General features: G+C 66.8%; 24 protein-coding genes and 1 riboswitch. Of the genes, 23 read left to right on the top strand and 1 reads right to left on the bottom strand.

Translation table 11 applies throughout. From position 1 onward, the window contains the following. Positions 1–12: 12 nt before the first annotated feature. From Q7W51_07665 to Q7W51_07600, 14 genes are all read left to right on the top strand, one after another. Positions 13–1,125: a putative sulfate/molybdate transporter gene (locus Q7W51_07665; protein MDO8848243.1), complete on the top strand. Its 1,113-nt coding sequence runs from the start codon at positions 13–15 to the stop codon at positions 1,123–1,125. Between the two features lie 94 nt (positions 1,126–1,219). After that, a riboswitch (molybdenum cofactor riboswitch) is annotated at positions 1,220–1,349 on the top strand. Then, the gene (locus tag Q7W51_07660) at positions 1,338–2,219 is read left to right on the top strand and encodes an extracellular solute-binding protein (protein ID MDO8848242.1); all 882 of its coding nucleotides are present in this window, start codon (positions 1,338–1,340) and stop codon (positions 2,217–2,219) included. Its footprint overlaps the riboswitch before it by 12 nt. A 74-nt stretch (positions 2,220–2,293) precedes the next feature. Next, positions 2,294–3,028, top strand: coding sequence for an ABC transporter permease (locus tag Q7W51_07655; GenBank protein MDO8848241.1), 735 nt, complete (start codon positions 2,294–2,296; stop codon positions 3,026–3,028). Then, on the top strand, positions 3,018–4,148 hold the full coding sequence (locus tag Q7W51_07650) for an ABC transporter ATP-binding protein (GenBank protein ID MDO8848240.1): 1,131 nt from the start codon (positions 3,018–3,020) through the stop codon (positions 4,146–4,148). Before Q7W51_07655 ends, Q7W51_07650 begins: the two co-directional genes overlap by 11 nt. A 61-nt stretch (positions 4,149–4,209) precedes the next feature. Continuing rightward, complete coding sequence (gene fdhD, locus Q7W51_07645; protein ID MDO8848239.1) at positions 4,210–5,616, top strand: formate dehydrogenase accessory sulfurtransferase FdhD; 1,407 nt, start codon at positions 4,210–4,212, stop codon at positions 5,614–5,616. Beyond that, the gene (locus Q7W51_07640) at positions 5,613–6,854 is read left to right on the top strand and encodes a molybdopterin molybdotransferase MoeA (protein MDO8848238.1); all 1,242 of its coding nucleotides are present in this window, start codon (positions 5,613–5,615) and stop codon (positions 6,852–6,854) included. Before fdhD ends, Q7W51_07640 begins: the two co-directional genes overlap by 4 nt. Beyond that, the gene (locus Q7W51_07635) at positions 6,851–7,072 is read left to right on the top strand and encodes a hypothetical protein (GenBank protein ID MDO8848237.1); all 222 of its coding nucleotides are present in this window, start codon (positions 6,851–6,853) and stop codon (positions 7,070–7,072) included. Before Q7W51_07640 ends, Q7W51_07635 begins: the two co-directional genes overlap by 4 nt. 1 nt (position 7,073) lies before the next feature. Beyond that, positions 7,074–7,598, top strand: a complete 525-nt coding sequence (gene mobB / locus Q7W51_07630) for a molybdopterin-guanine dinucleotide biosynthesis protein B (protein ID MDO8848236.1) — start codon at positions 7,074–7,076, stop codon at positions 7,596–7,598. Beyond that, positions 7,588–8,610 (top strand): GTP 3',8-cyclase MoaA, encoded by a 1,023-nt coding sequence (gene moaA, locus Q7W51_07625; protein MDO8848235.1) that lies wholly within the window; start codon positions 7,588–7,590, stop codon positions 8,608–8,610. Before mobB ends, moaA begins: the two co-directional genes overlap by 11 nt. Position 8,611: 1 nt before the next feature. Beyond that, positions 8,612–9,121, top strand: coding sequence for a cyclic pyranopterin monophosphate synthase MoaC (gene moaC / locus Q7W51_07620; protein ID MDO8848234.1), 510 nt, complete (start codon positions 8,612–8,614; stop codon positions 9,119–9,121). A gap of 2 nt (positions 9,122–9,123) precedes the next feature. After that, the gene (locus Q7W51_07615; protein ID MDO8848233.1) at positions 9,124–9,564 is read left to right on the top strand and encodes an MOSC domain-containing protein; all 441 of its coding nucleotides are present in this window, start codon (positions 9,124–9,126) and stop codon (positions 9,562–9,564) included. 1 nt (position 9,565) lies between these two features. After that, positions 9,566–10,045, top strand: a complete 480-nt coding sequence (locus Q7W51_07610; protein ID MDO8848232.1) for a MogA/MoaB family molybdenum cofactor biosynthesis protein — start codon at positions 9,566–9,568, stop codon at positions 10,043–10,045. A gap of 3 nt (positions 10,046–10,048) precedes the next feature. Then, the gene (locus tag Q7W51_07605) at positions 10,049–11,203 is read left to right on the top strand and encodes an aminotransferase class V-fold PLP-dependent enzyme (GenBank protein MDO8848231.1); all 1,155 of its coding nucleotides are present in this window, start codon (positions 10,049–10,051) and stop codon (positions 11,201–11,203) included. Continuing rightward, positions 11,200–11,457: a DUF3343 domain-containing protein gene (locus tag Q7W51_07600; GenBank protein ID MDO8848230.1), complete on the top strand. Its 258-nt coding sequence runs from the start codon at positions 11,200–11,202 to the stop codon at positions 11,455–11,457. Before Q7W51_07605 ends, Q7W51_07600 begins: the two co-directional genes overlap by 4 nt. Here Q7W51_07600 and Q7W51_07595 read toward each other — a convergent pair. Further along, positions 11,454–12,491 carry a L,D-transpeptidase/peptidoglycan binding protein gene (locus Q7W51_07595; GenBank protein MDO8848229.1) on the bottom strand — a complete coding sequence of 346 codons (1,038 nt, stop codon included), beginning with the start codon at positions 12,489–12,491 and terminating at the stop codon, positions 11,454–11,456. The genes Q7W51_07600 and Q7W51_07595 overlap by 4 nt on opposite strands. Positions 12,492–12,584: 93 nt before the next feature. Between Q7W51_07595 and Q7W51_07590 the strand changes: the two genes are divergently transcribed. From Q7W51_07590 to Q7W51_07550, 9 genes are all read left to right on the top strand, one after another. Then, positions 12,585–13,433, top strand: coding sequence for a protein-glutamate O-methyltransferase CheR (locus Q7W51_07590; GenBank protein MDO8848228.1), 849 nt, complete (start codon positions 12,585–12,587; stop codon positions 13,431–13,433). Positions 13,434–13,500: 67 nt separating this feature from the next. After that, entirely contained in the window at positions 13,501–14,823 is a 1,323-nt protein-coding gene (locus tag Q7W51_07585; protein ID MDO8848227.1) for a methyl-accepting chemotaxis protein, read from the top strand. Positions 14,824–14,825: 2 nt separating this feature from the next. Next, positions 14,826–15,317 (top strand): chemotaxis protein CheW, encoded by a 492-nt coding sequence (locus tag Q7W51_07580; protein MDO8848226.1) that lies wholly within the window; start codon positions 14,826–14,828, stop codon positions 15,315–15,317. After that, positions 15,310–15,684, top strand: coding sequence for a response regulator (locus tag Q7W51_07575; protein MDO8848225.1), 375 nt, complete (start codon positions 15,310–15,312; stop codon positions 15,682–15,684). Before Q7W51_07580 ends, Q7W51_07575 begins: the two co-directional genes overlap by 8 nt. 10 nt (positions 15,685–15,694) lie before the next feature. Beyond that, complete coding sequence (locus tag Q7W51_07570; GenBank protein MDO8848224.1) at positions 15,695–16,747, top strand: chemotaxis response regulator protein-glutamate methylesterase; 1,053 nt, start codon at positions 15,695–15,697, stop codon at positions 16,745–16,747. Positions 16,748–16,753: 6 nt separating this feature from the next. Next, positions 16,754–18,706 (top strand): chemotaxis protein CheA, encoded by a 1,953-nt coding sequence (locus Q7W51_07565; GenBank protein MDO8848223.1) that lies wholly within the window; start codon positions 16,754–16,756, stop codon positions 18,704–18,706. 1 nt (position 18,707) lies between these two features. Continuing rightward, on the top strand, positions 18,708–19,319 hold the full coding sequence (locus tag Q7W51_07560) for a chemotaxis protein CheC (protein ID MDO8848222.1): 612 nt from the start codon (positions 18,708–18,710) through the stop codon (positions 19,317–19,319). A gap of 3 nt (positions 19,320–19,322) precedes the next feature. Then, a complete protein-coding gene (locus Q7W51_07555) occupies positions 19,323–19,841 on the top strand; it encodes a chemotaxis protein CheD (protein ID MDO8848221.1) in 519 nt (172 codons plus the stop codon). 37 nt (positions 19,842–19,878) lie between these two features. Continuing rightward, positions 19,879–21,369 (top strand): sensor domain-containing diguanylate cyclase, encoded by a 1,491-nt coding sequence (locus Q7W51_07550; GenBank protein ID MDO8848220.1) that lies wholly within the window; start codon positions 19,879–19,881, stop codon positions 21,367–21,369. The last annotated feature ends 31 nt before the right edge of the window (positions 21,370–21,400 follow it).

The following is a 21,400-nucleotide window of genomic DNA, read 5'->3' as shown; positions in this document are numbered from 1 at the left end:
GAGACGACGCCTATGCCGAAGCAGGACATCAAGCTTAGCCTCGGCGAGTTCGCCGGTTCGATGGGCGACTTCGGCACCCTGCTGCCGCTTGCGATCGGCTACATCGTCGTGTGCGATCTCGACCCGGCGGGCTTCCTCGTGATGATGGGGCTCGCGAACATCGCGACCGGGCTCGTCTACCGCCTGCCGATGCCGATCGAGCCGATGAAGGTGCTCGCGGTGGTGGCGATCGCGCAGCATTGGACACCCTCGATGATCAGCGCTTCCGGGTTCGGCATGGGTATCGTGTGGCTCCTCCTGGCCGCCACCGGGGCCATCACGTGGATCGCGCGCGTCACGCCGAAGCCGGTCGTGATGGGAGTCCAGGTGACGCTCGGCGTCTTGCTCGCAGCCGAAGCGATCAAGCTGAGCTCCGCCTCGTGGCTGCTGGCCATCGCGGGCGTCATCATCGTGCTCACGCTGCGCAAGAACAGGTACGCTCCTGCGGCTATCGTGCTCGTGGGTGGCGGGATCCTCATCATGCTGTTGCAGGGCGGCTTCGACGGGCTGGCTCCCGTGCAGTTCCGCCTGCCATCCATCGCCACGTTCACCCCCACCGAGGTATGGGAGACCCTGCTGCTGGCGGGGTTCGCACAGGTGCCGCTCACTGCGGCGAACGCGGTCATCTCCACCTCCTCGCTGATCACGAGCTACTGGCCTGATGAGCACGTGAGCCCGCGGAAGCTTGCGTTCAGCCACGGCGTGATGAATCTCGTCTCGCCGGTCTTCGGAGGGATGCCCATGTGCCACGGGGCAGGCGGGCTCGTGGGGCAGTACTTCTACGGTGCCCGCACGGCCGGGACGAACTTCATCGAGGGTACGATCGAGATCGTGCTCGGCCTCTTCTTCGCCGGTTCCATCGCGGGGCTGTTCGCCGCGTTCCCACAGGCCATCGTGGGGGCGATGATGTTCATGGTGGGACTCGAGCTCATCAGGTTCGTCCGCCACCTGAGGCTGGCCAGGGACATGGCCGTGGTGGCGGTGACCGTGCTGGTGGCGCTGTTGACCAACATGGCGTTCGGCTTTCTGGCTGGCCTCGTCGCGCATAGGCTCATAACGCTGGCCACGCGGCCCCAGCAGGGCTGAGCGAACGGGCCCTGCGCGTGCCGGTTGACGCTCGGACTTGCGCGCTCCTTGTGGCGTTGCGTTACACTGCCTCCTAGCAACCCGCGCCCGATGCGCGGGCCATAGCCTCCGAGCCCTGCAGGCCTGTCACGGTAGAGCGGCCGTTATGGCAGTAGGGCCCATAGGGTGGGACCGGAAACGGGTCCGCCTCCCGTACTTGGAAAGGAGCACACATGATCGACCGCTTGAGGGGTACTGCCGTCTGGCGCTTCGTCGCTGTTCTTCTCGCCTTCGCGCTGGTGTTCTCGCTTGCCGCGTGCGCGACCGAAGAGGAGCCAGTCGAGGAAGAGACAGAAGAGGTAGTTGAGGAACCGGTCGAAACCACCGACCTCATCCTCGCCTCGACCACGTCCACCCAGGACTCGGGACTCTTCGACGTGCTGATCCCGGCATTCGAGGAGGCCTATCCGGAGTACAAGGTCAACGTGATCGCGAAGGGTACTGGCGAGGCGCTTGAACTCGGCCAGAACAAGGACGCCGACGTTCTGCTCGTCCACGCGAAAGCCAAGGAAGAGACGTTCGTGGCCGACGGTTACGGTACCGAGCGCAAGGACGTCATGTACAACGACTTCATCATCGTAGGTCCCGCTGCCGATCCGGCGGGTCTCAAGGGGACCGCGACGGCTGCTGAGGCACTCACGAAGCTGTCCGCCGCCGGCGCCTCGTTCATCTCCCGCGGTGATGAGTCGGGAACGCACACGGCCGAGAAGGCCCTGTGGACCAAGGCCGCCATCACGCCAGCCGGCGCATGGTACATCTCTGCTGGCAAGGGCATGGGTGACTGCCTCACGATGGCCTCGGAAATGGGCGGGTACACGCTCACCGACCGTGCGACGTACTACAACATGCGGGATTCACTCGGCCTCGAGATCCTCGTCGAGGGCGACACGGCCCTGTTCAACCAGTACGGTGTCATCCCGGTCACCGACGCCACCAACATGGAGGGCGCGCAGGCCTTCGCCGACTGGATCACGAGCGAAGAGGGCCAGGCCGTCATCGCCGAGTACGGCGTGGAGGAGTTCGGGGAGCCGCTCTTCTTCCCGAACGCGCAGTAGCGGCGTTTGTTGAACCGCTCATCGACGGGGCGTCGCCGCATGCGGCGACGCCCCGCGTGTGATTGAGGGGCGAGATGGAGATCTTCTGGAATGCGATCGCCGAGGCGGTCGGACTGCTCTTCGGCGGAGACGCAGGGACGTTCGAGATCATCGGGCTCTCCCTGCGCGTGTCTGGCGTGTCCCTGCTCCTTGCGATGGCGATCGCCATCCCGGCAGGCTACGTGATCGGCTCGCGCCGGTTCCCGGGGCGGGGACTGATCATCGCACTGGTCAACACCGGGATGGGGCTGCCACCGGTGGTGGTAGGGCTCGTCGTCTACATGCTCATCTCACGAAGCGGACCGCTGTACGATGCCTATCTCAGTCTGACCGGCGGAATCATGCCCCGGATCCTGTACACGGTGCCCGCGATGGTGATGGCGCAGGTCATCATCTCCACGCCGATTGTGACCGGCGTGACGCTTGCGGCAGTAGGGTCTGTTCCCGCGGAGCTTCGCCTGCAGGCGCGATCACTGGGCGCGTCCCGACTTCACGAGGCGGCGCTCACCATCAAAGAGGCGCGGTGGGGCGTGATGGCGGCGATCGCGGCCGGCTTCGGCGGCATCATCTCGGAGGTTGGCGCCGTCAGCATGGTCGGCGGCAACATCGAGGGACAGACGCGCGTGATGACCACCGCGATCCAACTGGAGACCGGTCAGGGACATTTCGGGCTTGCCCTCGGTCTCGGACTCATCCTGATCGGCATCGCTTTCGTCATCATGAACGGTTTCACGCGCGTCCAGCAGTCGGGTGGGCGCTATGAACGCTAGGCAACGGCGCTGCGGCGGCCAGCCGATCATCACCGCGGAGAACGTCACCATGCGCTACCGAAAGCGCACCGTGCTCGACGTCGGGCACTTCGAGCTCTGTGACGGCGAGTCGCACGTGGTGCTCGGACCGTCGGGTTCGGGCAAGTCAACGCTTCTGCGCATTCTGGGACTTCTGGAGAAGCCAACGTCCGGCAGGATCCTCCTTGACGGCCGCGAGGTCGTGGCGGGGGACAAACCCGCCCGTATGATGATGGCAGCCGTCTTCCAGAACCCGTATCTCTTCAAGGGTACGGTCGAGCAGAACGTGGAGTACGGCCTTGCGCTGCGCCGCGTCTCGAAGGCCGAGCGCACCGAACGCGTGGCGGCCGCGCTCGAGCGCGTGGGGCTGGGCGGCACGCAGAAGTCCTCGGCGCTTAGACTGTCGGGCGGCGAGGCCCAGCGCGTGGCTCTCGCGCGGGCGCTCGTGCTCGAGCCCCGCATCCTGCTGCTCGACGAGCCGCTGTCGTATCTCGACCCGCTCATCAAGCGACGTCTCGTCGGTGACTTCTCGGAGATTCTGGCGGGCGAGGGCGTGACGGCGCTGTACGTCACGCACGACCAGGACGAGGCGATGGTGGTCGCCGACCGTGTGAGCATCGTGAACGAGGGACACGTGGTGCGCAGCGGCAGCGTGGACGACGTGATGGGTGTTCCCACAGACGAGTGGGTCGCTGACTTCATCGGGATGGACGGGTCGCTCCGTGGGCGCATCGCGGCCACGGAGGAGGGCATCGCCGAGATCGCGGTCGAGGGCGCCGTGTTGTTCGCCCGCACCGATCTGCCCACCGGATCCGACGTTCTCCTCGGCATCCGTCCCGAAGACATCACGCTCTTCGGAGCTGATGCGGCGCTGCCGCCGTCTTCGGCACGCAATCAGCTGGTGATGCGTGTGGCTGCGGTCGAACATCGCGGCAGCACCGATCGGGTGAGTCTGATTGCTGACGGGCTGCGCCTTGCTGCTTCGGTTTCTCGCGCATCCTCGCGGGAACTCGGGCTCGAGCATGGCGCGAACACGATCGCCCTGTTCAAGGCGACCGCCGTGCGCGTGGCACCTGCCCACGACGTACCCGGCGGGGTATGATACGAGAGTTGCCCGACGCTCGTGCTCGGGCTCGCGGGCCGGCACTCGCGATGGAGGTTGAGTGAACGACACCACACACATACCGGTGACCGCCGCGGTGTTGGCGGGCGGCCGCTCGCAGCGGATGGGCGTCGATAAGACGCTGCTGCAGTTCGACGGTGAGTCGCTGGTGGCGCGCGTCGCGGACATCGCCGCGCAGGTGTGCGCCCACGTGATCGTCGTGACGAACCGCCCCGAGGCCATCGCTGAGGCCGGCCTGCCGGCCAACGTAGCCGTCTTCGCCGACGAGGTCGCCTACCAAGGACCCCTCGGGGGCCTGGTCACCGCGCTCACGCGGTCGGAGGACGAGTGGGTGCTCGCACTCGCAGCCGACATGCCGTGGCTCGAGCCTTCGGTCATTCGCGCGCTGTGGGACGCGCGCGACGGCGCGCAAGTCGTGCTTCCCACCTCCGAGAAGGGCCCCGAGCCGCTGCTCGCGCTCTACCACACAAGCTGCCTGCCGGAGGCGCGGCGCGTTCTTGAGTCGGGTCGGCGCCGGCTGGTCGCGATCCTGCCCAAGGTCAAGACCGTCGAGGTGTCGCTCGACACCCTGCGCCGGGTGGATCCTGGGCTGCGCAGTCTTGTGAACGTCAACACCCCCGAGGAGCTCCTCGAGGTGCGCGATGAGGCCGCGAGCGACGTATCCACAGCCGCTCCGCGCGTCTCGGTGATCGAGGTGGGCGCGCGCCGACAGCGCGGGATGCCTTCCGAGCGGCCGATCACGATCTTCCTCAATGACGACGAGATCGCCACGATGCAAAGCACGCCCGAGGATCTCGACGACCTGGGCATCGGCTTCCTGGTCTCCGAAGGATTCCTCACCGATCGCGACGCGCTCGAGAGTGTCGACATCGACCACAAGCGCGGACTCGTGTACGTACGCAGTCGCGAGGAAGCGCCAGCCGACGTGGCCGAGCGCAAGCGCTACGTGACCTCCGGGTGCGGCAAGGGCGTGACCTTCGCGTCGGTCGGGCACGCGCGTGGCGTGGAGCCCGTCGTTTCCTCGGCCACCGTGTCGCCGGATGTGATCTACGACCTCATGGGCCAGCTCGCCCGTGCGGCGGCGGCGTACCGCGACACGGGCGGCGTCCACTCCTGCGGTCTCGGCGTGAACGGCGAGCTCGTGCTCATGCGTGAGGACGTGGGCCGGCACAATGCGCTCGACAAGCTGTTCGGCCGCGCGTGGCTCGACGGCACCCCCACCCAAGACGGGCTCCTGCTCACCACCGGCCGCATCAGCTACGAGATGGCCGTGAAGGCCGCCAAGGCGCGCGTCCCGGTGGTTGCGTCACGCACGGCGGTCACCGATCTGGCCGCCGAGGTCGCCGAGCGCGCCGCTATCACGCTCGTGGGGTACGCCCGCGGCGGAAAACTGGTCGTCTACACGAACCCGCAGCGCATCATCCCGAGCGAGGAGGCACACTCGTGATCACCGTCGAAGAGGCGACCGCGCAGGTTCTGTCGCGCATCCCGGTTCTCGAGCCGGAGCGGGTATCGCTCCTCGAGTCCCTTGGACGCGTGCTCGCCGAAGACGTGATCTCGGACATCGACGTCGCGCCCTTCGACAACTCGGCGATGGACGGCTATGCGCTTCGCTATGCCGACATCGCAGGCGCGAGCGACGACACCCCGGTGAAGCTCGACGTGATCGAGCACATCCCGGCGGGTGTGGCGCCAGAACGGTCCGTGGGTCCGGGGCAGGCCGCACGCATCATGACGGGTGCTCCTGTGCCGACAGGAGCCGACGCGGTCGTGAAGGTGGAGCTCACGCGGGTGGGAGAGAACGCCGGCGGTGCCGGCGGGACGGTTGAGATCCTCGCGACGGCCAAACCCGGCGAGAACATCCGGGGCCGCGGCGAGGAGGTCCGCGCCGGTGAGACCGTTCTCCTGAGCGGCGAGCTTATCGGTCCAGCGGCGATCGGGCTGGCGGCATCGGTGGGGCACGACCAGCTCATGGTGCGGCGCCGTCCCCGGGTCGCCATCGTCTCCACCGGGGACGAACTCGTGGAGGTCACCGAGAAGCCGGGGCCGGGGAAGATCCGCAACTCCAACTCGCACTCGCTCGCCGCGCAGGTGCTTCAGGCAGGCGGGGAGCCGCACGTCCTTGGCGTGGCGCGCGACAACGAGGACGACACCCGGGCGCTGCTTTCGCGGGCGTCCGAGTTCGACCTGATGGTCACCACCGGCGGTGTCTCGATGGGCGACTTCGACGTAGTGAAGAAGGTTCTCGAGGAGATCGGCGAGCTCGACTTCTGGCGGGTCGCCATGCGCCCGGGCGCGCCGCAGACCTTCGGCACGATCGACGGGACGCCGTTTTTCGGCCTGCCGGGCAACCCCACCTCGACGATGGTCGGGTTCGAGATGTTCGTTCGCCCGACCATCCGCAAGATGGCCGGCTACACGTCGCTCGCACGGCCGCGTGCGGTGGCGACGCTCACGCACGACGTGAAGAAGAAGGCGGACCGGCGGTACTTCCTGCGCGGACGACTCACCGCAAGCGGCGACGGGAGCTACTCGGCCGCAGTCTCGGGCAACCAGTCCTCGGCGCTGCTGACAGCGATGCATCGCGGCAACTGCCTGATATCGCTGCCGGAGGGGGAGTCGTTCGTCCCCGCCGGCACGTCGGTGATGTGCATCCGACTCGACATGGAAGAAGGTACGGCATGAGCAGCGAGAACCAGAAGTTCGCCGACCCCAGGTGGGCCGGTCAGGTGACCGACGACATGAAGGACGCCATCAAGGCCAAGGCGGACGAGAACGGCAAGATCACCTGCCCCGTGCTGCGGAAGTTCGCCGAGGACCAGGGAGTGCCGTACAAAGTCGCGGGCGCCGCTGCCGACGCAGCCGGCGTGCGTGTCCACAACTGCGACCTCGGGTGCTTCTAGCGTGACCTCCGGGGCGGGCATCCCTGTCGTCTCCGTCGTCGGCAAGAGCGATTCGGGCAAGACGACTTTGATGGAGCGGCTGATCCGCGCGCTCGTCGCGCGCGGCTACCGCGTGGGCAGCGTCAAGCATCACGTCCACGACTTCGACATCGATGTGCCCGGCAAGGACTCGTGGCGCCATGCGAAGGCCGGCGCAGCCGTCACGCTCGTGAGCACGCCTTCGAAGCTCGGCATGGTGCGCACGATGGATCATGAGGCCTCGCTCGATGAGTTGCTCGCGCTGGCCAACGACGTGCACATCCTGCTCACGGAGGGCTACCGCCGCGCGGGCAACGTGCGCATCGAGGTATCGCGGCGCGCCCGCTCGACCGAGCTCGTGTGCGAAGCGGCCGAGCTGTTCGCGCTCGTCACCGACAACGATGAGATCGATCTGGGGGAGGTGCCGGTCTTCGGTCTGGACGATGCCGAGGGGCTGGCCGACTTGGTGGAAGCGACGTTCCTGAAGGGCAGCCCCCATGGCGACTGACGCGTTCGGCCGACGGATCGACTACCTGCGCATCAGCGTCACAGACCGCTGCAACCTGCGGTGCGTCTACTGCATGCCGCCCGACGGCGTGGAGTGGAAAGGGCACGAGGAGGTCCTCTCCTTCGAGGAGATCGAGCGATTCGCGGCGGTCGCTGCAAGTGAGGGCATCAGCAAGATCCGCCTCACCGGCGGCGAGCCGCTCGTGCGGCGTGGCATCGTGGATCACGTGCGCCGCCTGCGCGAGACCACCGGGATCGAGGCGATCGCGCTCACCACCAACGCCACGCTTCTTCGGCGGTATGCGGCCGACCTGGCCGAAGCAGGCCTCAAGCGCATCAACATCTCTCTCGACACCCTCGACCCCGAGGTCTACAAGCGGGTCACGCGAGGCGGGAACCTCGCCGACGTGCTCGACGGGCTCGGAGCGGCGTTCGAGGTGGGTATGGATCCGGTCAAGCTGAACGTGGTGGTCGTGCGCTCGCTCGACCAGAATCTCGTCGGCTTCGCGGGCATGACCTTCGATCGTCCGCTGCACGTGCGCTTCATCGAATACATGCCGGTCGGCGACGTGGGCGAGCATTCGTGCACGAGCGCCGAGGCGGACGGATGGAGCGAGGGTGACCACGTCTCGACAGATGAGATCCTCGAGCGCATCGCCGCCGACGGGGCAGCCGCGGGGCTGGGCGAGCTCACGGCGGTGGCGCGCGATGACGCGCCCGGCGGCTGGGGTCCCGCGCGCTACTACCAGTTCCCCGGGGCGCTCGGCACGATCGGCGTGATCTCGCCGCTCTCGCATCACTTCTGTGGCGAGTGCAACCGGCTACGTCTGACCGCGGACGGCAAGCTGCGGACGTGCCTCTTCTCCGACGAGGAGATCGATGTCCGCGGCGTCCTGCGCGCGGGGACGGATGCCGACGTGCGGGACATCATCCAGCAAGCGCTGGCGGCCAAGCCCGAGGGGCATCACATGCAGCTCGGCACGGTGCGACGCATGTCGCAGATCGGAGGCTGACATGAAGGACGGCTCGCACCTCACGCACCTTGACGAGCACGGTGCCGCACACATGGTCGATGTGGCCGACAAGCCGGTCACGCACCGGCGCGCGGTGGCCGAAGCGCTCATCCGCATGCAGCCCGAAACGCTCGCGATGATCGTCGAGGGCCGGGCGCCGAAGGGCGACGTCTTCGCCGTGGCGCGCATCGCCGGCATCCAGGCCGCGAAGCGCACGAGCGATCTGATCCCGCTGTGCCACCCGCTGCCGATCACGCACGCAAGCGTGGAGCTCGAGCCGTGCGATTCCGCGGTGCGTATCACCGCCGTGGTCGAGACCGACGGCAAGACGGGTATCGAGATGGAGGCGCTCACGGCTGCGTCGGTGGCCGCGCTCGCGCTCTACGACATGTGCAAGGCGGTCGACCGCGGCATGGAGATCACCTCGGTGCGCCTGCTCGAGAAGACCGGCGGCGCTTCGGGCACCTGGGAACGGCAAGACGTCCCGCGCAAGACCCCCAAGGAGGACTAGCAATGGCAGCGACGGTGACTTCGGTCAACCTCTCCGCGAAGAAGACGGTGCGCAAGACGCCTGGCGCGGCCGGCACGCTCATCGAGAATCGCGGCTTCGACGGCGATGCGCACGCAGGCGACTGGCATCGGCAGGTAAGCCTTCTGGCCGAGGAGTCCATCGCCAAGATGCAGGCCAAGGGACTGGACGTGGATGCCGGCGATTTTGCCGAGAACATCACCACGAGCGGCATCGACTTGGTCTCGCTGCCCGTGGGCACGCGCCTGCGCGTGGGCGCCACACTCCTCGAGGTCACCCAGATCGGCAAGGAGTGTCACACCAAGTGCGCGATCTACTACCAGGCCGGCGACTGCGTCATGCCGAAGGAAGGAATCTTCGCCGTCGTTGTCGAAGGTGGCCCGGTGAACGTCGGCGACGAGATCGTGGTGGAGGCGGCTTCCTAAGATGGCTGTGCTCAGGATCGGAGTACTCACGTGCTCGGACACGCGAACCGAGGAGAACGACACCTCGGGCGCGGCGCTGCGCGCGCTGAGTGAGGAGCGCGGCTGGGAGACGGCCGCCTACGCGATCGTCCCGGACGACGCCGACGCCATCTCCTCGGCGCTGGTGCGGATGGCCGACGAGGACCGCTGCGACGTGGTGCTCACCACCGGCGGCACCGGCCTCTCGCCTCGCGACCAGTGCCCGGAGGCGACGCTCGCGATCGCCGACCGCGAGGTGCCCGGTATCGCCGAGGCGATCCGCTCGATGAGCCTCGCCATCACCAGGCGGGCGATGCTTTCACGGGCGGTCGCGGCGCAGCGGGGCCGCACGCTCATCGTCAACCTGCCGGGCAGCGAGAAGGGTGCGCGCGAGAGCTTCGGCATCGTCGCCGATCAACTCGAGCACGCGGTCGAGATGATTGCCGGCGGGGGGCACGGCTAACCGATGACCGACACGCCCCGCATCCGCTACTTCGACCATGCCGCCACGTCGTGGCCGAAGCCGCCTGTGGTGGCCGAGGCGATGATGGGCGCGATGGACGTCGCGGGCGGCAATCCCGGCCGTAGCGCGCATTCGCTGGCGCTCGCCGCGGCTCGCGCAGTGGAGCACGCCCGGACGCAGGTGGCGGCCTTCATCGGCATCGCCGATCCACGGGACCTGGCCTTTGTTCCTGGATGCACGTACGGGCTCAATCTCGTGCTCAAAGGAACGCTCAAGCGGGGCGACCGGGTGGTCGTGTCGTCCGTGGAGCACAACGCGGTCGCGCGTCCGCTCGCATTTCTCGCAACATCCGGGGTCAAGGTAGCGCGAGTGCCTGTCGACGCGCAGGGTCGGATCGATCTGGACGACATCGAACGCGCTGTCGCTGCCGCGCCCACGCGGATGGTCGTCTGTCAGCATGCCTCCAACCTGACCGGTGCCATCCAGCCGATCGGCGACATCGTGGACATCGCGCACGAGCACGGCGCGATCGTCGTGGTGGACGGCGCTCAGGCGGCAGGGCACCTTCCGCTCGCGCTCGGCGTGCTCGGCGCAGACGCCTACGTCGCGCCGGGCCACAAGGGTCTGCTCGGCCCACAGGGGATCGGCGTGCTGTACCTCGCGCCCGGTTTCGATCCCAGGGAGCTGGTGCAGGGAGGAAGCGGCGGGCGCTCGGAGGAGATCGAGCAGCCGCGCGTCCGTCCCGATCGGTACGAGGCGGGGACGGGCAACGTCATCGCCGCCGCCGGCCTGGGTGCCGCTGCCGACTATCTCGCGGCGAACGCCGTAGAGATCCGATCGCGCGAGCGTGAGCTCACCCGGCGGCTGTACCACGGCCTGAGCGACATCCCCGGGGTCACCGTGCTCGGACCGCCGATCGCCGAGGAACGCGTGCCCGTGGTGAGCGTCGTCCACGAGAAGCTCGCTCCCGACGAGATGGCATTCGCGCTCGACCGTCGCTGGGGGATCGCCGTTCGCGCCGGTTTGCACTGCACGCCCTGGACGCACGAGGCCGTCGGCACGAGCGACTCGGGCGCGCTGCGCTTCAGCGTCGGCTGGAACCTTACCGACGAGGACGTGGACGTCGCTGTGGCCGCCATGCGGGAACTCTGCCGATGAGCGCGGAGCGGGAGGCGTTCGCCGTCTTCGGCTTCGAGGGCACTCACGAAGCGATCCGTGCCGAGGAAGTGCTGATCGCAGCCGAGGTCGATGTGGTGCTCATCCCCACGCCGCGCGCCCTCGGTTCGCTCTGCGGATTCGCCGTGCGCGTTCCGATCGCCGAGCGCGCGAGTGCGCTCGAAGCGCTCAAGGCTTCGGGGCTTGAGCCCGGCGGCGAGGTGGAGATGCGGGACCGCGTGTCCCGGAGGCGCTAGCGGACGATGAAGACCGGCGTGCCGACCTCGACGCGATCGTAGAGGTCTTCGATGTCCCACCGGTGCATGCGCATGCACCCGTGTGACGCGGCGGTGCCGATCGAGCTGTCCTTGCTGGTGCCGTGGATGCGGATGCCCGGCGCGTCGAGGTTGAGCGCCCGCGTTCCGAGGGGGTTACTCGGGCCCGGCGGAATGGACGCGGGCATGCCTGCGGCCCACGCCGAACCCGGGTTGGACCATGTGGGCATGTAGCGCTTGAGCACGATCGTGAAGTTGCCGCGCGGTGTCGAGAACCCGGGGGCGCCCACTGCGACGCCATACTCCTTCACGAGCGCGCCCTTATCGTAGAGGTAGAGCTTGCGCTCGGAGAGGTCGACCAGGATCGCGGGGCCGAGACTGCTCTCCGTCACCGCAGGCTCCGTGTAGGTGACCGAGAGTTCGACGGTCTTCACGCCCTGGGTGAGCGCATCTTCCAGCATCTCGGTGGTACGTGTGCGGTCCACAGTCTCTGCGGTGCGGGACGGGACGAGCACGATCTTGTCGGCCTCGACCGTCATGGTCGCGTCCTGCGGCGTCGTGTCCACGGATGCGGCGACCTCGTCGAGCCATGCTGCGATCTGGGCGTCGTCGAGGGACAGGGCCACTTCGGCGTCGCCGCCGGTCTCGCGCTGGAGCGCGCGGTCCACGACACGGTTGACGAGCGCAGACTGGGCCCTGGGCTCGAATGCCGTCTCGACCATGCCGTCCACGTCCACCGAGATCATCGAGCCGGCGTCGAGCGTGAAGGAGCGGTCGCGGTACGTGACCGTTACCGGCTCGGCGAGGGGCTGGGCCACCTCTGCTTCGACCAGTGCGCGAGCCTCGTCGCGCGTGAGCCCGGCCACCTCCACGCCGGCCACAGTCGCGCCGTCGGGGAGGATCTCGCGTGTCAGGTAGTCGTCGGCAACGGCGAACGCGCCGCCGCCCGCAAGAATGAACAGCGCGATAGCACCGATGAGTGCGATGATACGTAGTGGAAGTGACGCACGGTGCATGATCGGTCCCCCAGGGTTCGGTGGGCGTAGTTCCGCATATTCTACTCAGGGGAACGTCTTTCGTGAAGTGCGCGGGAGGAGACGACGCGGCGGATGCCCGAGCAGACAACGGATCCCGCATACAGGGGCAACCTCAGCCGGCTGCTCGATAAGGTCCGTTCCGAGCGTGGTCTCGATCTCTCTCAGTACCGTGAGAACTACGTGGCCCGCAGGGTCGCGGTGCGGCTCAACGCGCTCGGGCTGCACACGTACAAGCAGTACTCGGCGTACCTCGATGGGAATCCTGAGGAGTACGCAAAGTTGCTCGACACGCTCACGATCAACGTGACGCAGTTCTTCCGCGACCCGACGGTCTACGCGCTGTTTCGGGACCAGGTGGTGCCGTCACTGCTTGCGACGAAGAAGTCGCGCAAGCAGCGGCTCGTGCGACTGTGGTCGGCAGGGTGTGCGACCGGGGAGGAGCCCTACTCGCTCGCGATGTCCATGCTCGACGGGATCGTCCGGACGAGGTCGAACGACGCGATGCTTTCCGTGATCGGGACGGACATCGATCGCAAGGCCCTCGCCGTAGCGAAGCGGGGGGAGTACTCCGTGCGGCTGCTGAACCAGATACCGACCTCCGACCGACACCGGTATGTCGATGTTGACGGCGAAGTCTTCCGCATGAAGCCCGAGATTGCGAAGGTCACCAGGTTCCAGTACTTGAATCTGTTCGAAGACCCGCCGATAAACGGGATTGACGTCGTGTTCTGCCGCAATGTGTTCATCTACTTCAACCACGGCGACCAGTCACGTCTGATCGAGTCGTTCTGGGAGGCCCTCACTCGGGGGGGCTACCTCGTTCTCGGTCGTTCGGAGCGGTTGGCACCGGCGCTGGCGAAGCGTTTCGAACTGGTCAGCGGTCGCGAGCGTGTGTACCGCAAGCCTTTAGGACTGTCGTGAACGGCTCGTTTTGCTATCGTAGGGCGGATACATCGGGTGTGGGGACACCGTTCGAGGAGGGATCCGGATGCCGCAAGCCAACCGGCCTAGTCAGGTGATGCGCGGGCTGTCGTTGACGTTCACGCTGCTGACATGGGCCACCATCGGTCCGGCAGTGGCCATCGGTCTGACAGCCACCGGGCTGTTCGCGTGGTTTGTGCTGAGGATCGATCATGTCAATCTGCTCTACACCGCCCTCTTCGGCGGGATGGCGATGCTCATCTGTGCTGTTCCCGGCCAGATCCTCTGGTGGCGGGCGTTCCGTCGCCGCATCCTCGAGCCGTTGCACGATCTGGGCGGCGTGATGGTCGACGCCGGCCAGGGCGACCTGACCGTGCGGGCAATCGCCCCGCACGATGACGAGATCGGGCTGCTCGTGAACGAGTGCAACGCTCTCATCAGCTCGCTCTCGGAGATCGCGGGCGAGGTGCGGCGTTCCTCGGAGTCGGTCACCAACGCTGCCACGCAGCTGTCAGCTTCCTCGCAGGAGATCAACGCGTCCTCGATGGAGATCTCCTCCTCCGTGCAGCAGATCGCGCACGGCGCCGAGTTGCAGTCGCGCAAGGTCGAAGAGACCTCGGCCGCGATGCAGTCGATCTCATCCAGCATCGACGACGTGGCGCGCCGTGCCCTGGAGGCGAGCGGGACGAGCGACGAGGCGGCGCGTGCGGCCGCGCTCGGCGAGCAGGCCACGCATGAAGCGATCGAGAAGATCGCCGAGGTGCGCGACGCGATCCAGACGCTTGCGGGCTCGGTCGAGACGCTCGGTCACCGTTCGGCGGAGATCGGCAGCATCGTCGACGTGATCACGACCATCGCCGACCAGACGAACCTCCTCTCGCTCAACGCCGCGATCGAGGCGGCTCGTGCCGGCGAGTCCGGACGCGGCTTCTCGGTCGTGGCCGAGGAAGTCAGGAAGCTTGCCGAAGGCTCGGGCAAGGCCGCCGAGCAGATAGGTGAGCTCATCAAGGACGTTCAGCAGGAGACCGCCAAAGCACTCAAGTACATGGAACTCGGCACGAAAGAGGTCCGTGTGGGAACAGAGGTCGTGGAGCGCAGCGGAGAGGCGCTGCGTCAGATCAACGAGTCCGTGTCGCGAACGGCTGCCCTCGCTCAGGAGATTGCCGCTGCGACGTCGGAACAGGCGCGGCGGACCTCCGAAGTCGACCGGGCGATGCACGACATCGCGGCGGTCGTCGAGCAGAACGCAGCGAGCGCACAGGAGACCGCGGCAGCAGCCGAAGAGCAGACGGCCTGTATGGAGGAGATCTCATCCTCGGCACAGGACCTTGCGGACATGGCACGTCGGCTCGAGGAGTCGGCGCTGCAGTTCCACCTTGAGGAGAAATAGGCGTGGACGAGAGCGTCAGCACCGAACAGCGTCAGTATGTGCTCTTCGACCTCTGCGGCGAGGAGTATGGGCTGCCGATCGCGCGCGTTCAGAGCATCATCCGCTTTGAGCAGCCCACGCCGGTTCCGCACGCGCCCGAGGGGATCGAGGGCGTGTTCAACCTCCGGGGGCAGGTGCTCCCGCTGATCGATCTCGGCAGGCGTCTCAGGGGTGCGGCGATCGAGCCGACGCCCGCATCGCGCATCATCGTGGCGGACAGTGGCCTCGGGGCGGTCGGGCTTGCGGTCGACGTGGTCCGCGAGGTCGCAAGCCTGAACGTCGCCGATATCCGCCCCGCCCCGCAGGCGGCGGTCGCAAGCGAGATGGCGGACGCGTTCGAGGGTGTCGCGAACTACGGTGAACGGCTCATCATCTTGCTCGATCCCGACAAGGCGCTTCCCAAGCCGGTCTTCTCGACGGCTGCCGGCGCCCAGGAGGCTGATCCCGATGTCTAGGTCCGTGCTCGTCGTCGACGACGCCGCGTTCATGCGGATGATGATCAGGGACATCCTCGCCAAGGAAGGCTATGTCATCCACGAGGCGGTCAACGGCCGCGATGCGATCGAGAAGTACGCCGAGGTCCGTCCCGACCTCGTGACCATGGATATCACGATGCCCGAGATGAGCGGACTCGAGGCTCTGCGTGCCATACGGGACGCGGATCCGACTGCGCGGGTATTGATGGTGAGCGCCATGGGTCAGCAGAAGATGATCGTCGAGGCACTGGAGTACGGCGCGATGGACTTCCTCGTCAAACCGTTCCAGCCGACCAAGGTCCTCGAGACGGTCAAGAAGTGCCTGCAGTCTGCGGCGCGTGCCTGATTGGGGGGCCATGCGGTCGCCGATCAAGGTCCTGGTCGTCGATGACTCTGCGCTCATCCGGCAGATGCTCACGCGCGCGCTCTCAGTCGACCCGTCGATAGAGATCGTCGGCACCGCCAAGACCGGCCTCGAGGCAATCGAGAAGGCGAACGCGCTTCAGCCCGACGTAGTGACCCTCGACATCGAGATGCCCGAGCTGAGTGGGCTCGAGGCGCTGCCGCACATCGTCAAGACAACCTTGGCCAGGGTCGTCATGCTCTCGTCGTTGAGCGATCACGACACCACCTACCAGGCGCTCGACCGCGGCGCGGTCGATTTCCTCGTGAAGCCGGCCGCTGGCGTAGCGCTCTCGCTCGCGGACTTGAGCGAAACGCTCATCAAGAAGATCAAGATCGCGAACCGCATCTCTCCCGAGCATCGGTTCTCCTCCCCGGCCGAAAAGCTCGAGGGTGGCAAAGGGACGACCGTGTCGCCCGCTCGTCGTGGTCTTCCCGCCGACCGCGTTGTCGCGATCGCCGCTTCGACTGGCGGGCCGCCTGCGCTCGAAACGGTCTTCTCGGGTCTTACCGCGGATCTTCCGGCCGCCTACGTCATCGTCCAGCATCTCCCGGCGGGTTTCACCGCGTCCCTCGCGCGTCGGCTGTCACGCGTCACCGACATCCCGGTCACCGAGGTCGAGGCCGGGATGCCGGTTGAGACGGGCGTCGCCTACCTCGCGCCCCACGGCTCGCACATGCGGATCGTCGGCATGAGCGTGAAGCGGCTCGGACTTGGGGATGGTCCGCCCCTGCACGGTGTGAGACCAGCCGCGGACCCGCTGCTGGAGAGCGTGGCCTCGAGTTACGGTGAACGCGCGGTCGGGGTAGTGCTGACCGGGATGGGCGCCGACGGTGCCGCCGGGCTGAAGCTGATCCGCGATGCCGGCGGCGAGACGATCGCACAGGACGAGGAGACGAGTGTCGTGTGGGGCATGCCCGGCGCTGCCACCCGCTCGGGTGCTGCGTTGCACGTGGTCCCACTCGGCAGTGTGTCGGCTGAGATCCGGCGCGCGGTGAGGGGGTGACGCATCGTGAGTGACGACATGTCAGCCTATCGCGATGTCTTTCTAAGCGAGAGCGCCGACTACATCCAGGCCATAACCGAGGGTCTGCTGGCACTCGAGTCGGATCCTAACGACCTCGAACCGGTCGAGACCGTCTTCCGTGGCGCGCATTCTCTCAAGGGTATGGCCGCGGCGATGGGCTACGGTCGGACGCAGGAACTCACGCACAAGATGGAGTCCCTCATGGACACCGTCCGCTCCCGCCGTCAGGTGGCAGACCACACGCTCATCGACCTCGTGCTGCGCGCCACCGACACGGTGCGGGACGTGATCGCCGACGAGTCGTCGGGCGGCACTTCGGTCGAGATCGCCGAGATGGTTGCGGCGCTCGTCGCGCGTACCGAGAGCGCAGGCGATGAAGCCGAAGTGCAGCCCCGTCTGGGGAGCAGCGCGGCCGCACTCGCCGAGTCCGAGGAGGGAACGCTGTATAGGGCGCGCATCACCCTGGAGGCGGGGTGTGTGCTCAAGGGCGTCCGGGCGTACATGGCGATCAAGCGACTGAGCCACATGGGCACTGTCGTGGAGACTGTCCCCGGCGCGCGCGAGATCGAAGACGAGCAGTTCGACCGCTCCTTCGACATCGTGCTGCGCACCCGCTCGACAGCCGAGGCGGTGCAGGAAGCCGGCATGGCGGTCACCGAGGTCGATTCGGTCACTGTGGAGGTGGCCGATGGCGTGCCTGTTCCCGTGACCGCAGACAGCGCCGCCCAGCCCCTGGCGGCCCAGCGCTCCCGCTCGGTGCCCAAGCTGAGCGAAACGCAGACGGTGCGCATCTCCATCGGGCATCTCGATGAGATCGTCAATCTCGTGGGTGAGCTGGTCATCGTTCGCTCACGTCTCGATCGCATCGCCGCCGATGTGGCCCGTGCGGACCTCGACGACGCGCTTGCGACCCTCGAGCGAGTGAGCGTCGATCTGCAGCAGGGGGTCATGCAAACGCGCATGGTCCCGGTGGGGAACATCTTCAACCGGTTCCCGCGCATGGTGCGTGATCTCTCTCGCGACCTGGGCAAGGAAATCACGCTCGAGATGGGCGGTCTGGACATCGAACTCGACCGCACGGTGCTCGATGAGATCGGCGATCCCATCGTCCACCTCCTCCGTAACAGCATCGATCACGGCATCGAGTCCCCCGAGGACCGTACCGCTGCGGGCAAGCCCGCTCGTGGCACCGTCCGGCTGCACGCCGAACGGGAACGCGATCAGATCCGGATCACCGTGTCCGATGACGGTCGCGGGATGGACGTGGAGCGCATCTGGGCCAAGGCCGTCGAGCGGGGGATCGTCGACCGCTCGGCGCGGGAGACGTGCTCCGAACAAGACGTGTTCATGCTGGTGTGTGTGCCGGGCTTCAGCACGAAGGAGACCGCGACGCGAGTCTCGGGCCGTGGCGTGGGTATGGACGTGGTCAAGGGCAAGATCGAGTATCTTGGCGGCACGATCCACGTGGCCTCGGCCCCTGGTGAGGGGATGAAGGTCACCCTCATCCTGCCGCTCACCCTTGCGATCATCCAGGCGCTCTTGGTCGGCAACTGTGACCGGGTCTACGCCTTGCCCCTCAACGCCGTCGACGAGGTTCTGCCTCCCGATGAGGTCCGCTCCTCCACGGTCGACGGCAAGCCGGTCGTCGTGCTGCGTGACGGCACCGCGGTGGTGTTGCAGCGTCTGAGCGCGCTATGCGAGGACGACGACCGCCGCACCGAGCGGAGTGCATCCGCGGAGCAGCTGGTGCTCATGCGCTCCGGTAGCGAGACGCGCGCGCTCGCCGTCGACCAGCTTATCGGTCGTCGTGAGATCGTCATCAAGCCGCTTTCGCCCCTCTTCCGCGGCCTCAAGGGGTTCAGTGGCGCAGCCGTGCTCGGCGATGGGCGTGTCGCGCTGATCCTCGATCCCCGGACCCTGTTCCAGTTGGAGGTATGACATGGACCCGCGACACCTCACAGAACTCCAGATCGACGCTCTCGGTGAGGTCGGGAGCATCGGCGCGGGTCATGCGGCCACGGCGCTCTCCCAGCTGCTCGGCGCCTCGGTGGAAATCAATGTGCCGGACACCCGGCTGCTCCCCGTGAGCGAGGTTCCGATGGTCTTCGGCGGTCCGGAGAACCTTGTCGGCGCCGTCTACAGTCGCCTGCTCGGCGATCTGTCGGGTGCGCTCCTGTTCGTCCTTCCTCGCGCCGACCTTCTTGCTCTCGCCGACCTGTTGCGTTCCCGGGAGCCGGGGAGTTCGAAGTCGCTGGGCGTGGCCGAGGAGGGACTCGTGGTACACGCGGCCGGCGTGTTGCAGTCGGCTTACCTGGCGGCGATCGCCCGGCTCACCGAGCTCGCCGTGTTGCCCGGGCCGCCGCAGTTCGCGTTCGACATGCTCGGGGGCATCCTCGAGTTCGTTACCGCCGAGATCGGCATGAAGGCCGACTCCGCGCTCTTGATCGTCACGCGGTTCCTCTCGACCGAGATCGTGGTCGACGGCGCACTCTTCTACCTGCCCGATCCGGACAGCCTCGACGTCCTGCTCGGCCGACTCGGCGTCGTCTGAGTGATGGCCAGCGTCACCGAAATAGGCGGCCATTGGGCCGATCCGGACGAGAACACGGTGCTGGTAGCGACCGGCGAGATCGCGGTCGCCGAGCACCCGAAGGTCATCGTCACGCCCGCCCTCGGTTCATGCGTCGGGGTCACGCTGTGGGACGCGTTCGCGCGGCGTGGCGGCATGGCGCACGTGATGCTGCCGACGCCCAGCGAGACGCGGCTGGACGGACTCGTGAACCGGTTCGCATCGATCGCAATACCCGCGCTCGTCGAGGAGGTCACGCAGGGCTCCACGATCCGTCGGCTGGTAGCGAAGATCGCCGGCGGGTCGGTGATGTTCGGCTCCGAGAACGGTGCGCCGAGCATTGGCGGCCGGAACATCATCGAGGTCAAGCGGCAGCTCGCACTGTTGCGGATACCCCTAGTTGCCGAAGATACCGGTGGTGCACACGCCAGAACCATGGAACTGCATCTCGATACCGGGCTGGTGGTCGTGCGAAGCTACCGGTACGGCATCAAGGACCTCTGATGACGGGTATAGTGGCAATGCCAACGAAGGGTACTTGATGGAGGAACGGGCGGGGTCGGCGGCTCTCATGGCGACCCGCAACGGCCATATCAGCATCGCCATCGCGGGGGGTGGCCTTCGGGCCACATCCGTCCTGCGTCTCTTGAACGATGTCGATAACCTGAGCGTCGTTGCTGTCTACGATACCGTGCGCTCCGCGCCCGCAGTCAGGCTCGCCGACGATCTGGGCATCTTCACGACCACCGAGATCTCCGAGCTCTACCAGATCGGCGGGCTCGACCTGGTGCTGGACCTCTCCGAGGACTCGGCCATCCATGACATGCTCGAAGCCGAGCGCTCCAGCAGTGTCGGCATCGTCACAGGAGCCGGCGCCGAGCTCGTCTGGGATCTCCTGATCGCCAAGAAGCGCAGCGAGGAGCAGGAGAAGATCTTCGTCGAGCTGCAGGTGGCCTACGACAAGATCCGGAGCCACGAACGACGGCTGCAGTCCAGCAAGGAGGCGCTCGAGAAGGCGAATGAGGAGCTCGAAGGGCGGCTTGCAGAGATCTTCTTCACACACGAGTTCTTCAAAGCCCTCACGACCTTCAGCTCCATAGAAGACGTCACGAGCCTCATCGTGGACGGGGCGAACGGCATCCTCGGCGCGGAGATCTCGGCCATCTACCTCTTCGCTCCGGAAGACTGGACGCTTCGGCTGTGCGCCAGTCAGGGCCGCCCGGAGGAGACGTTCCGCCCGGTGGTCACCGTCTCCGAGACCATCATCGGTGCGGCGTTTCGGGACGGGTTCGTCCAGCAGAGCGACGTGCAGCCGGGCTCCGAGCTCGCTGACTGGTCGACCAGGCCTGAGGAGATCCGTTCTCAGGCGGCCACGCCTCTGCGCTCAGGCGACTCGGTGGTGGGCGTGCTACTGATCGCCTCGGCTACGTTCCGCGACCTCACTCACGCCGAGCGCGACCGTCTCCAGGGCATCGCCAACCAGTCCTCGCTGGCGCTGCAGAATGCCCTGCTCCACGAGGAGCTCGAGCGGCTCTCCGTCACGGACAGGCTGACGGACCTCTACAACCATGGCTATCTGCACCAGCGCCTCGACGAGGAAATGGAGCGCTGCCAACGATTCGATCACGAGATGTCGCTCATCATGCTCGACATCGACGACTTCAAGAAGTTCAACGACCGCTACGGCCATCCGAAGGGCGACACTGTCCTCAAGGCCGTGAGCGGCATCATCAAGCAGAACCTGCGCGAGATCGACGTAGCCGCGCGCTACGGCGGCGAGGAGTTCGTGATCATGCTTCCCGAGACCGACATTGCCGGCGCTGCGGCTGTTGCCGAGCGGATTCGGGCGAGCATGGCGCAGTATCCGCATATCACCGGCGATGGCGGCGAGCGCGTCACGCAGACGGTGTCGCTCGGCGTGGCGAACTACCCCACCCACGCATCGACTGCCGCAGCGCTTGTGGAGGCGGCGGACCAGGCGATGTATCGGGCGAAGCGGGCGGGCAAGAACCAGGTGGTTGTCGCGTCGTAAAGCAGGCGCGTAGAATGCATTTCAACGTTAT

Source organism: Coriobacteriia bacterium (genome assembly GCA_030652115.1).
GTDB lineage: Bacteria > Actinomycetota > Coriobacteriia > Anaerosomatales > Anaerosomataceae > UBA6100.
Note: the sequence above shows the minus strand (reverse complement) of the source record. Positions and strands in the feature narration are given on the sequence as shown.

Excerpts from the sequence above, each read along its gene's own strand:
- Q7W51_07605 (MDO8848231.1), top strand. The coding sequence starts at position 10,049 with ATGACCGACACGCCCCGCATCCGCTACTTCGACCATGCCGCCACGTCG.
- Q7W51_07655 (MDO8848241.1), top strand. The coding sequence starts at position 2,294 with ATGGAGATCTTCTGGAATGCGATCGCCGAGGCGGTCGGACTGCTCTTC.
- Q7W51_07560 (MDO8848222.1), top strand. The coding sequence starts at position 18,708 with ATGGACCCGCGACACCTCACAGAACTCCAGATCGACGCTCTCGGTGAG.
- Q7W51_07600 (MDO8848230.1), top strand. The coding sequence starts at position 11,200 with ATGAGCGCGGAGCGGGAGGCGTTCGCCGTCTTCGGCTTCGAGGGCACT.
- Q7W51_07575 (MDO8848225.1), top strand. The coding sequence starts at position 15,310 with ATGTCTAGGTCCGTGCTCGTCGTCGACGACGCCGCGTTCATGCGGATG.
- Q7W51_07570 (MDO8848224.1), top strand. The coding sequence starts at position 15,695 with ATGCGGTCGCCGATCAAGGTCCTGGTCGTCGATGACTCTGCGCTCATC.
- Q7W51_07665 (MDO8848243.1), top strand. The coding sequence starts at position 13 with ATGCCGAAGCAGGACATCAAGCTTAGCCTCGGCGAGTTCGCCGGTTCG.
- Q7W51_07650 (MDO8848240.1), top strand. The coding sequence starts at position 3,018 with ATGAACGCTAGGCAACGGCGCTGCGGCGGCCAGCCGATCATCACCGCG.
- Q7W51_07590 (MDO8848228.1), top strand. The coding sequence starts at position 12,585 with ATGCCCGAGCAGACAACGGATCCCGCATACAGGGGCAACCTCAGCCGG.
- Q7W51_07585 (MDO8848227.1), top strand. The coding sequence starts at position 13,501 with ATGCCGCAAGCCAACCGGCCTAGTCAGGTGATGCGCGGGCTGTCGTTG.
- moaA (MDO8848235.1), top strand. The coding sequence starts at position 7,588 with ATGGCGACTGACGCGTTCGGCCGACGGATCGACTACCTGCGCATCAGC.
- Q7W51_07595 (MDO8848229.1), bottom strand. The coding sequence starts at position 12,491 with ATGCACCGTGCGTCACTTCCACTACGTATCATCGCACTCATCGGTGCT.
- Q7W51_07610 (MDO8848232.1), top strand. The coding sequence starts at position 9,566 with ATGGCTGTGCTCAGGATCGGAGTACTCACGTGCTCGGACACGCGAACC.
- Q7W51_07555 (MDO8848221.1), top strand. The coding sequence starts at position 19,323 with ATGGCCAGCGTCACCGAAATAGGCGGCCATTGGGCCGATCCGGACGAG.
- Q7W51_07660 (MDO8848242.1), top strand. The coding sequence starts at position 1,338 with ATGATCGACCGCTTGAGGGGTACTGCCGTCTGGCGCTTCGTCGCTGTT.
- Q7W51_07615 (MDO8848233.1), top strand. The coding sequence starts at position 9,124 with ATGGCAGCGACGGTGACTTCGGTCAACCTCTCCGCGAAGAAGACGGTG.
- Q7W51_07550 (MDO8848220.1), top strand. The coding sequence starts at position 19,879 with ATGGAGGAACGGGCGGGGTCGGCGGCTCTCATGGCGACCCGCAACGGC.
- Q7W51_07635 (MDO8848237.1), top strand. The coding sequence starts at position 6,851 with ATGAGCAGCGAGAACCAGAAGTTCGCCGACCCCAGGTGGGCCGGTCAG.
- moaC (MDO8848234.1), top strand. The coding sequence starts at position 8,612 with ATGAAGGACGGCTCGCACCTCACGCACCTTGACGAGCACGGTGCCGCA.